9 protein-coding genes are annotated in these 10,067 nt (G+C 35.2%); 5 read left to right on the top strand and 4 right to left on the bottom strand.

The annotated features are described in order from the left end of the window. Positions 1–21 precede the first annotated feature (21 nt). Together der and fumC are read right to left on the bottom strand one after the other, a co-directional pair. Positions 22–1,539 carry a ribosome biogenesis GTPase Der gene (gene der / locus PF272_RS06275; RefSeq protein WP_271142081.1) on the bottom strand — a complete coding sequence of 506 codons (1,518 nt, stop codon included), beginning with the start codon at positions 1,537–1,539 and terminating at the stop codon, positions 22–24. Between the two features lie 152 nt (positions 1,540–1,691). Further along, positions 1,692–3,086, bottom strand: a complete 1,395-nt coding sequence (gene fumC, locus PF272_RS06270; RefSeq protein WP_065235194.1) for a class II fumarate hydratase — start codon at positions 3,084–3,086, stop codon at positions 1,692–1,694. A 297-nt stretch (positions 3,087–3,383) separates the two neighbouring features. Between fumC and metX the strand changes: the two genes are divergently transcribed. After that, the gene (metX, locus tag PF272_RS06265; protein WP_271142080.1) at positions 3,384–4,469 is read left to right on the top strand and encodes a homoserine O-acetyltransferase MetX; all 1,086 of its coding nucleotides are present in this window, start codon (positions 3,384–3,386) and stop codon (positions 4,467–4,469) included. Between the two features lie 20 nt (positions 4,470–4,489). On the opposite strand, the gene hpt is transcribed toward metX, so the two are convergent. Continuing rightward, complete coding sequence (gene hpt, locus PF272_RS06260; protein ID WP_271142079.1) at positions 4,490–5,029, bottom strand: hypoxanthine phosphoribosyltransferase; 540 nt, start codon at positions 5,027–5,029, stop codon at positions 4,490–4,492. Positions 5,030–5,202: 173 nt separating this feature from the next. Here hpt and PF272_RS06255 point away from each other — a divergent pair, with 173 nt between their 5' ends. The 4 genes from PF272_RS06255 (at position 5,203) to PF272_RS06240 (ending at position 9,218) form a co-directional block, all read left to right on the top strand. Next, positions 5,203–5,784 (top strand): NAD(P)H-dependent oxidoreductase, encoded by a 582-nt coding sequence (locus PF272_RS06255; RefSeq protein ID WP_271142078.1) that lies wholly within the window; start codon positions 5,203–5,205, stop codon positions 5,782–5,784. A 191-nt stretch (positions 5,785–5,975) separates the two neighbouring features. Further along, positions 5,976–6,494, top strand: a complete 519-nt coding sequence (gene mprA / locus PF272_RS06250) for a transcriptional repressor MprA (RefSeq protein WP_271142077.1) — start codon at positions 5,976–5,978, stop codon at positions 6,492–6,494. Positions 6,495–6,517: 23 nt separating this feature from the next. Next, positions 6,518–7,684 (top strand): EmrA/EmrK family multidrug efflux transporter periplasmic adaptor subunit, encoded by a 1,167-nt coding sequence (locus PF272_RS06245; protein WP_271142076.1) that lies wholly within the window; start codon positions 6,518–6,520, stop codon positions 7,682–7,684. Positions 7,685–7,700: 16 nt separating this feature from the next. Further along, positions 7,701–9,218, top strand: coding sequence for a DHA2 family efflux MFS transporter permease subunit (locus tag PF272_RS06240; RefSeq protein ID WP_271142075.1), 1,518 nt, complete (start codon positions 7,701–7,703; stop codon positions 9,216–9,218). 336 nt (positions 9,219–9,554) lie between these two features. On the opposite strand, the gene PF272_RS06235 is transcribed toward PF272_RS06240, so the two are convergent. Then, entirely contained in the window at positions 9,555–10,007 is a 453-nt protein-coding gene (locus PF272_RS06235; protein ID WP_271142074.1) for a LexA family protein, read from the bottom strand. Positions 10,008–10,067 lie beyond the last annotated feature (60 nt).

The raw sequence follows: 10,067 nt of genomic DNA, 5'->3' as shown, positions 1-10,067 counted from the left end.
TCTTAGGAAGCCTTTATTATTTTACTTTTTCGATTTCTTAATAAATTTCATTAATCTTCTACGTTTACGTAATTGATTCGGCGTTAATGTATTCCGTTTTCCTGCGTAAGGATTTTCCCCATCTTGGAATAAAATACGAATCGGCGAACCAATAATCTTCAAGCTACGACGATAATAATTGGACAAATAGCGTTTATATGAATCCGGGAGTTTATCTACCTGATTACCGTGAATCACAATGATTGGTGGATTATGTCCACCTGGATGAGCATATTTCAATTTAATACGTCTGCCAGAAATCATTGGCGGTTGATGTTCATCTGTCGCCATTTGCAAAATACGCGTTAGTAATGACGTTGAATAACGTTTTGTTGCCGATTGGTAGGCTTCTGTTACTGACTCAAATAAATTTCCAACACCACTTCCGTGTAACGCTGAAATAAAATGCACACGAGCAAAATCAATAAAATCTAAACGACGGTCTAATTCCGATTTAATATTATCTTTCACTTCTTGGCTTAAGCCGTCCCATTTATTAACTACAATTACTAATGCACGCCCTGCATTAAGAATAAAGCCTAATAAAGAGAGATCTTGGTCAGAAATACCTTCTCGTGCATCAATAGTCAATAACACCACATTAGCATCTTGAATCGCTTGTAATGTTTTAATGACAGAAAATTTTTCGACAGTTAGCGTTACTTTACCGCGTTTACGTACTCCAGCGGTGTCAATAATAGTATATTGCTGTCCATCACGTTCCATTGGGATATAAATACTATCCCTGGTTGTGCCAGGCATATCATAGACAACAACCCGATCTTCTCCCAAAATACGATTGGTTAAGGTAGATTTCCCTACATTTGGACGACCAACAATCGCAATCTTAATTGGTTTATCTTGTTGTTCATCGTCTTCAGTTTCTGCTATTTCAGAATCCTCTTCTGCGTCTAACATTGCCGCAGAAAAATCAAGGTCATCATCTTGTTCAAAAGCAAATTCATCGTCCCAATCTGCATCAGATTCTGCATCTTGTTCATTATCTTGCTCTTGATAAGGTGCTAATACTTCTTGGATTAATTGAGTTACGCCACGTCCTTGTGAAGCGGCAATTTGTGCAATTTCACCTAAACCTAATTGATAAAATTCTGCAACGTGTGAATCAGCATCAATTCCATCAATTTTATTCGCTACAACAATACTTGGCTTTTCTCGGCGACGTAAATACTGTGCAATACCAATATCAGCCGCAGTCAATCCAGCACGTGCATCCACTAAAAATAAAACAATATCTGCTTCATCAATCGCTAATAGCGATTGTTCCGCCATTTTTTCTTCAATACCTTCTTCTGAGCCATCAATCCCACCAGTATCAATAACAATAAATTCCATACCATTGATCTGGCCTTGGCCATATTTACGATCCCGTGTTAAGCCCGGAAAATTTGCGACAAGTGCATCACGACTACGAGTTAAACGATTAAATAATGTTGATTTCCCAACATTTGGACGCCCTACTAGGGCAATGACAGGAGTCATAATCACCTCAAACTTTTCAACTTTCAAAAATGGCGCACATTATAGCTGATTTCTTAATGAATCCTAACCTTTTATCTTTTTCTTTGATGAAAAAAGGGTACTTATGCTTGTAAGTACCCTTTTATTCACACTTGTATAAAAATTAGCTTAACTTATTTTAAGCTACCAACCATATCTTCTGGACGTACCCATTCATCAAATTGTTCTGCAGTAACGAAACCTAAATTAATTGCTTCTTCACGTAAGGTTGTTCCGTTTTTGTGAGCTGTTTTCGCAATTTTCGCCGCTTTTTCATAACCAATATGAGTATTTAATGCAGTAACTAACATTAATGAATTTTCTAATTGCATCTTAATGCGTGGGTAGTTTGGTTCAATACCAACTGCACAATGTTCATCAAATGAAATACATGCATCCGCTAAAAGTTGCGCAGATTGTAAGAAGTTATATGCCATTACAGGTTTAAATACATTTAATTGGAAATGACCTTGTGAACCTGCAAATGAGATTGTTGTATCATTACCTAATACTTGCGCACACACCATTGTCATAGCTTCACATTGTGTTGGGTTTACTTTACCCGGCATAATTGAGGAACCTGGTTCGTTTTCTGGAATTAAGATTTCACCAATACCTGAACGCGGACCAGATGCTAATAAACGGATGTCGTTTGCAATTTTATAAAGTGATACCGCTAATTGTTTTAATGCACCATGAGTTTCAACAACTGCATCGTGAGTTGCTAAAGCTTCAAATTTATTATCTGCTGTAACAAATGGTAAACCAGTAAATTTCGCAATATATTCAGCAACTTTCACATCATAGCCTTTAGGTGTATTTAATCCTGTACCTACTGCTGTACCACCTAAAGCAAGTTGTCCTAAATGAGGTAATGTATTTTTTAACGCTTTTAAGCCAAAATCTAATTGTGCTGCATATGCAGAAAATTCTTGGCCTAATGTTAATGGCGTAGCATCCATTAAGTGAGTACGACCAATTTTTACTACATCAGCAAATTTTGCTGATTTTTCAGCAAATGTTTTTTGTAAGCGTTCTACCGCAGGAATTGTTGTTTCTACCACTTTTTTATATGCAGCAATATGCATTGCTGTTGGGTAAGTATCATTGGAAGATTGTGATTTATTTACATCATCATTTGGGTGAATAATACTTTTTTCACCAAGTTTACCGCCATTAAGAACGTGAGCACGATTTGCAACAACTTCGTTTACGTTCATATTTGATTGAGTACCAGAACCAGTTTGCCAAATAACAAGTGGGAACTGATCATCTAATTTATTTGCTAAGATTTCATCACACGCTTGTGCAATTAAATCTCTTTTCTCGACAGGTAATACACCAAGATCATAGTTTGCATAAGCTGCAGCTTTTTTTAAGTAACCAAATGCTTCAATAATTTCATGTGGCATTGATGCAGCAGGACCAATTTTGAAGTTATTACGTGAGCGTTCTGTTTGTGCTGCCCAATATTTGTCTGCAGGCACTTTCACTTCACCCATAGTATCGTGTTCAATTCTAAATTCCATAATATTTACCTCTAAATTTGAATGTCAAAAGTGGGGAAAATTGTAACACTCAAGAGGTATAAATTGAATTTTCCTTATGATTAAAATTTTTCTTTTATGACACAGATCATAAAAATAGAAATAGGAAATTAAGCTAATGGGTATTTTATGTACAACTTTTCCAATCATTTTAGGTTAGACGTTTAGACTTTTTTATTTCTAGATGTTTAGACATCTAAAATTTCTTGACATCATCTTCTCTGCTCGTTACCTTATTCACTTATTCCAACCATAATAATCACTGATTTAGAAAGTAATATGCCTACGCAACAACTTACATTATTCACAGATTCTGAGCTTTCTCTTACGCTCGGTGGTTCACTGAAGAATATTACTGTTTGCTATCAAACTTATGGCAAGTTAAATCCAGAAAAAAATAATATTATTTTGATTTGTCACGCACTAACCGGTGATGCCGAGCCTTATTTTGATGACGGTGAGCATAAAGGTTGGTGGCAAAATTTTATGGGTCCGGGTATGGCCTTAGATACAGATAAATACTTTTTTATTTGTTCTAATGTATTAGGGGGTTGTAAAGGGACTACTGGGCCAATGAGTATCAATCCAGATACTGGGTTGCCGTATGGTGGTGATTTTCCTCAAATTACTGTGCAGGATATTGTAAAAGTACAAAAGTCACTGCTCGATCAATTAAAAATTACCCATTTATATGCAGTAATCGGTGGCTCTTTTGGCGGAATGCAGGCGACGCAATGGGCAATTAGCTACCCTGATTTTATGGATTATGTAATTAATCTTTGTTCTTCACTGTATATGAGTGCAGAGGCAATAGGATTTAATCATGTTATGCGACAAGCAATTGTTCAAGATCCTAACTTTAATCAAGGGCATTATTATCAAGGTCATTATCCAGAACAAGGATTAGCAACTGCAAGAATGTTAGGTATGCTCACTTATCGAACTCATATCCAATTAACTAAAGCCTTTGGTCGAGCAATTAAACAGGAAGGCAATCTATTAGGCGATTACTTTCAAGTGGAATCCTATCTAAGTTATCAAGGTAAGAAATTCCTTGAACGCTTTGACGCAAATAGTTATTTACAACTTACTCGTGCATTAGATTTATATGATCCTGCTATAGGTTATGCTAATGCATTAGAAGCCTTAACCAGAATTAAAGCTAAATATACTTTAGTGGCAGTGACAAATGACCAACTATTTAAGCTTGTTGATTTAGAAAAAAGTAAACAATTATTAGAAAAAGCAGGTATCAACTTACAATATGATGAAATTACATCTGATTTTGGACATGATGCTTTCTTAGTTGATTATGAATTCTTTGCACCAAAAATTAGACGAGGATTAGGTGAAATGGCTGAATAATGCCATTTCACTTAAAGCGGTTACTCTTCTACTACAACTTTAGCAATGTAACCTAATTGACGATATTGTTGAGCATAATCAATACCATACCCAACTACGAACTCATCAGGAATACTAAAACCTACCCAATCCACATCCACTTCAACTTCACGGCGAGAAGGTTTATCAAGTAAAGTACAAATTGTTAATGAATGAGGTTCACGCAATGATAGGATTTGTTGTACTTTATCTAAGGTATAACCAGTATCAATAATGTCTTCTACAATAAGAACATCTTTACCTTTAATATCACCTTCAAGATCTTTAGCTATTTTCACATCATGATTCGTTGTCATTCCACTACCATAGCTAGAAGTCGTCATAAAATCTACTTCTAGAGGTAATTTGATCTCTCTGACCAAATCTGCCATAAACATAAAAGAACCGCGTAATAAACCAACGACATATAGACCTTTACTTTGCTGGTGCTGATAATATTGTGAAATTTCTTCGCCTAACTCTTTAATTCTTGACTTCACATTTTCTTCTGAAATCAATGTTTCAATATGATGCTTTTTCATTGCATTCTCCTAATTTCATCAAAGCAATAAGCTGCGTTACTATACCGAAAAACGATTAAATAAAAAATAGCAAACCGTAATTTGCTTCACACAAAAACTTACTCACAATTCTTGCACTCATTGTTGGCTTACAATAAGATTCATTATTTTGTTTCACCGTTATGGAAGATGTTATGCACAATCTAATTATTTATGCTCATCCTAATCAACAAAGTTTTAATCATGCTATCCTTGATACAGTTATCACTGCTTCTCAGCAAGCAGGAATGACGGTTTCAGTTCGAGATCTCTATCAACAAAAGTTTAATCCTATTTTAACTTGGGATGAATTTTGCCAAGTAAATCAAGGCAATATTCCTGAAGATATTCAACAAGAACAACAACTTATCAATCAGGCCGATCTAATTACTTTAGTTTATCCATTATGGTGGATGGGTTTTCCTGCAATTTTAAAAGGCTATCTTGATCGCGTATTAAGTCACGGTTTTGCGTATAAAACTGACGAATCTGGGAGTTATGGACTATTAAATGATAAAAAAATGTTACAATTTGTTACATTAGGGAATAATGAACAACAATATGAAAAACAAGGATTTTTAACCGCTTTGGACTGTACTTTAATTAATGGATTATTTAATTACTGCGGTATTACAGAGATACAACATTACTTTTTTGGTGATATTCATATCATTGATGATCAATCTCGAAAAGATATATTAACAAAAATAAAACAAAAAATTTTACAATACCGGTAATATCCTGTTTTTCCTAACATTTTTAACCAACTTCTGAAAATACCCATTCGTGGGTATTTGTTTTATTTTCTTACATTCATTATTATTAACAGCAACTCTCTGACATATCAATATACTTGACCAAATATAGTTTTTACAGTTATTATTACATCGTTTACTGTTCCACTTGATATTATTAACTGAGGTAATTTATGGTTAATCAATTGTTATCTGATGCTGATAATGTACTTAAGATGTATTCTGAAGATTTCCCTGACATGCCGTTGGATCAGATCATCTTGGTACGCTTACTATTCAATGTAAATAGTAATTATCTTGAACATCGTAACCACCTTTTAAAAGAAGTGGGTTTAAACCACACTCTATTTGAAGCTTTAATTGTTACTTATCTTCAACCTAATCACGAGATTCAACCTTCTCGTCTTAGTGAAATTTTAGGTTCATCACGTACTAATGCAACGCGTATCTCTGATGAATTGGTCAGCAAGGGATGGATTGACCGTATCAGTGTACCAGAAGATCGTCGTTGCTTCAGTTTACGTATTAATGATAAAGGTCATCAATTTCTAGAAGAAATTTTGCCTCATCAATGGGAATTGATGGGTTCTATTTTTAGTGTATTAACCGATAAAGAGATTCAAACTCTACGCCGCTTATTACTCAAACTATCGAAACGTTTAGAAGAGTATAACTTCCGCAGCAGAGTATAGTTGTATATTTTTAAGGTCGTAATATGTCAGAGATTTCCGAACAAGATAAAAAGAATGCTGTTCGTAATAAAACTAGAAGGAAACATCTTGTTTCCTTCGTTGTTTTATTGCTCCTAATTTCTATCATCAGCTTTGTTTATTGGCTTTTTTTCGTGAAAGATTTCACTGAAACTGATGATGCTTATGTTGCAGGTAATATTATTCAAGTATCTTCTCAAATATCTGGTAGTGTATCTAAATTAAACACAGAAAGTACCGATTTAGTGAAGAAAGGTGATGTATTAGTTCAGCTGGATGATACAGATGCAAAATTAGCACTTTCTCAAGCTAAACATACTTTAGCTGATGTTGTCCGTAAAACTAGTCAGCTAGTCTTTACTGAAAAGCAATTAACATCCCTCTTATCTGCCAAAAGAATTGCATTAAAACAAGCAGAAGAAGATCTTGCACGTCGCCAATCCCTCAATAAAACAGGGGCCGTATCTAAAGAGGATTATCAACACGCTGTTGATGCTGTCACAATGGCAAAAAGTGATTTTGATGCTACACAAGAGCAACTTAATGCTACCAAAGCTCTCTTATTAGATACACCAATTGAACAACAACCTAATGTTGTGCAAACAGCTGATAATGTCCGTCAGGCGTGGTTAAATCTACAACGCACAAAAATTGTCAGCCCAGTAACTGGTTATGTTGCAAAACGTAGTGTTCAAGTTGGTGAAAGCATTAAAGCAGGTTCACCTTTATTAGCTGTTGTTCCTCTTGATCAAATCTGGCTAGATGCTAATTTCAAAGAAACACAATTAGAAAATATTCGTCTTGGCCAGCCTGTAAGTGTGGTATTTGATCTTTATGGTGATAATGTTGAATTTGAAGGTAAAGTAGTCGGTATTGATGCAGGAACTGGTAGTGCATTTTCTTTATTACCAACCCAAAATGCAACAGGTAACTGGATTAAAGTTGTACAACGCTTACCTGTACGTATTGAACTAGACCCAGAACAGGTCCAAAAATATCCATTACGTATTGGACTTTCTGCAACAGTAGAAGTGAATACTGCCGATAAAAGTGGTTCAGTATTACCAACAGATCCTCGTACAGAAACCCTTTATCAAACAGATACACTACACTACGATCTAGCACCAATCAATCAAGAGATTATTGAAATTATTCAACAAAATAGTCATTGATTAGGAGACGTGCAAAATGAACATAACGCCGATCAAAGGCGGTGCATTAGTTATGATGACACTAGGACTTGCTTTAGCAACATTTATGCAAGTTCTAGATTCAACAATTGCTAATGTTGCCATACCAACTATTGCAGGTGATTTAGGTGCATCAAGCACTCAAGGGACTTGGGTTATTACTTCTTTTGGTGTTGCTAATGCAATTGCTATTCCAATTACAGGTTGGCTCGCTCGTCGTTTTGGTGAAGTAAAGCTGTTCTTAACCTCTGTTTTAATCTTTGTTATTGCATCTTGGCTTTGTGGAATTTCTCATTCATTAAATATGCTTATCTTATGCAGGATCATTCAAGGGTTAGCAGCAGGACCGATCGTACCATTATCTCAAAGCTTATTACTAAATAACTATCCACCACAACGAAGAGCAATGGCGTTAGCTTTTTGGTCTATGACTGTAGTGGTAGCACCAATTTGTGGACCAATTCTTGGTGGTTGGCTAAGTGATGATTTCCATTGGGGCTGGATTTTCTTTATTAATATTCCCGTTGGTATTCTGGTTATTGTATTTACTAAAATCACTTTAGGTGATCGAGAAACTAAAACTTACCAGCAACCGATTGATAGTATTGGTCTTATTTTATTAATACTCGGTGTCGGTGCATTACAATTAATGCTAGATAGAGGCCGTGAGGAAGATTGGTTTAATTCAACTGAAATTGTTGTGTTAGCGATTATTGCTACTATTGGTTTAATTGCTTTAATTATTTGGGAGCTAGGTGAAAAACATCCAATCGTAGACATAGCACTGTTTAAAAAGCGTAATTTCACTGTTGGTTGCCTATGCACATCTCTCGCTTTCCTTATTTACTTGGGATCAGTAGTATTAATTCCACTATTACTGCAACAAGTTTATGGTTATACCGCAACTTGGGCAGGTTTAGCTACTGCACCAATTGGTTTATTCCCACTACTTTTATCACCCATTATTGGTCGTTTTGGGTATAAAGTAGATATGCGTGTGCTAGTAACTATTAGTTTCTTTGTCTATGCATTTACATTCCATTGGCGTGCAGTGACTTTTGAACCTGAGATGAATTTTACTGCTGTTGCACTACCACAATTTGTACAAGGAATTGCAGTGGCTTGCTTCTTTATGCCTTTAACCACAATTACTCTTTCTGGATTAAAACCTGAAGAAACAGCTTCTGCATCAAGTTTATTTAATTTCTTGCGGACATTAGCTGGTTCAATAGGTACATCACTTACTACATTTATGTGGTATAACCGTGAAGCATTACATCATGGGCAACTTGTTGAAAGTATTACGCCATATAATCCTATGTCGCAACAATACTTCCAAGTGATGGCAGAAAAAGGATTAAATGACACACAAACCGCAGCATTACTGGCAAATCAAATTACCCAACAGGGGTTGATTATTGGTGCCAATGAAATTTTCTATATTTCTGCACTCGCCTTTATGATGTTGTTTGTCATAATTTGGCTAGCAAAACCACCTTTTGGCTCAAGACATTAATTGCATTGAATTATTCAATAAAAAACAAAATCCTCTTCATTTTATAAATGTAAGAGGATTTTAGTTTAATGATAAAGTCTGCTTAATATTTTTAGATATTTTTGTTCTAATTAGTATTTAGATTTTGTTCTAAAGGGTGACTTCATTTTATTTACAAGCAAGGCTAACTCACCTTTTACTCACCCTAACAAGTTGTTGCAAGCAACATTCAAACAGCTATCACTTTTTGTCATCACGCGTCCAAAGAAAACAAATCCACAAAATACAACGCAAAGCGTTGAAGGTTGCTGAAAGTAATTGCCGGCGTTTCTTCTCTATTTTCTCACTTATCTAAATTTATGCCGCTCTTCGTTTCTGTAAACGGTGAATTGTACTCACTACTACACCTTGCAAATTAAGATCTGTCAGCTGTTTTACTGTAATATTTGGATAACGTGAGTCTAAAGAGAAAAAGACTAACTCTCCATTTTGTTCGGCAAAAAATTCATAGAGTTGTAAATCTTGTTCTTTCTCAATAACGACTAAATCACCAAGATGCACAGATGTCGTTTTCTCAATAATTAACATATCCCCCACATCAATTCCCCACGCAGCTAAATTTTCATTCATCACCCGCAGGAAAAAAGTTTCATGTGGCTTCTTGATGCAATATAAATTTAAGTCCATACGATAATGGACATTGTTTTGCTTATTAAAATACTCTTTTTGTGGGTTGTCGTCATATAACGGCAATGGAAGATAAGAATATTTTTGCTCTGCATTTTGTAGTGTATCAACCTGTAATTGCATAAGTCATCTCCATTATCAATGGTACTGTTTATTTATACAGTATAATTTACTGTATATTAA

It is taken from the genome of Gallibacterium faecale, assembly GCF_027920745.1.
GTDB classification, from domain to species: Bacteria; Pseudomonadota; Gammaproteobacteria; order Enterobacterales; family Pasteurellaceae; genus Gallibacterium; species Gallibacterium faecale.
Note: the sequence above shows the minus strand (reverse complement) of the source record. Positions and strands in the feature narration are given on the sequence as shown.

Bases quoted from the DNA above. Each gene is read 5' to 3' on its own strand.
- der (WP_271142081.1), bottom strand. From the start codon at position 1,539: ATGACTCCTGTCATTGCCCTAGTAGGGCGTCCAAATGTTGGGAAATCA.
- fumC (WP_065235194.1), bottom strand. From the start codon at position 3,086: ATGGAATTTAGAATTGAACACGATACTATGGGTGAAGTGAAAGTGCCT.
- metX (WP_271142080.1), top strand. From the start codon at position 3,384: ATGCCTACGCAACAACTTACATTATTCACAGATTCTGAGCTTTCTCTT.
- hpt (WP_271142079.1), bottom strand. From the start codon at position 5,029: ATGAAAAAGCATCATATTGAAACATTGATTTCAGAAGAAAATGTGAAG.
- PF272_RS06255 (WP_271142078.1), top strand. From the start codon at position 5,203: ATGCACAATCTAATTATTTATGCTCATCCTAATCAACAAAGTTTTAAT.
- mprA (WP_271142077.1), top strand. From the start codon at position 5,976: ATGGTTAATCAATTGTTATCTGATGCTGATAATGTACTTAAGATGTAT.
- PF272_RS06245 (WP_271142076.1), top strand. From the start codon at position 6,518: ATGTCAGAGATTTCCGAACAAGATAAAAAGAATGCTGTTCGTAATAAA.
- PF272_RS06240 (WP_271142075.1), top strand. From the start codon at position 7,701: ATGAACATAACGCCGATCAAAGGCGGTGCATTAGTTATGATGACACTA.
- PF272_RS06235 (WP_271142074.1), bottom strand. From the start codon at position 10,007: ATGCAATTACAGGTTGATACACTACAAAATGCAGAGCAAAAATATTCT.